The sequence below is a fragment of the Variovorax sp. 01N429 genome, from assembly GCF_056399425.1.
The window spans coordinates 1-424 of the sequence record NZ_JBFTRG010000144.1 but is presented as its reverse complement, the minus strand read 5'-3'; the positions used below and the strand labels follow the sequence as shown (position 1 = coordinate 424).

1 protein-coding gene is annotated in these 424 nt (G+C 71.5%); it reads right to left on the bottom strand.

Features of this window, described 5'->3' with window-relative positions; all coding sequences use genetic code 11:
* Positions 1-178, bottom strand: a 178-nt coding sequence (locus AC1DSF_RS30980; protein WP_478184139.1) for a phosphorothioated DNA-binding restriction endonuclease family protein, incomplete at its 3' end; no start/stop codon positions are given.
* Positions 179-424: the final 246 nt, after the last annotated feature.

Here is a 424-nt window from a genome sequence, read left to right as displayed (position 1 = left end):
GCCCGTACTCGGCGAGGAGCCGTTTGAGGTCTTCTTCGACGGCGCTGTAGACGAGTTCCTGCCCGGCGTCCCGCTGGTACCGGCCGAGTGCGTACAGCAGCAGCAACGGCTTGTGCGGTGCCCGCACACCGTTCCCGGTCCACTGCCGCAACGCCCCCGCCCGCGCAAGCCAATCCATGGGGAGGATCTTAGAAACGGCGACGGCGGGACGGCGACGAACGAGCCGCGGTGCCGACGAGAACCCGCGCAGCCCTCAGGGACGCCCGAACTCCCCGTCCCCGTGCACCGTTTCCACCGTCGCCACGAACGGTGCCAGGCGCGGATCCGCCGACGCCTGGTCGAGCGCCTCGCGCAGTGCCGCGTCGTGGGTGGGCCGGGCTTCGGCGAGCAGGGCGAGGCCGGCCGGCGTGACGTCGGTGTAGAT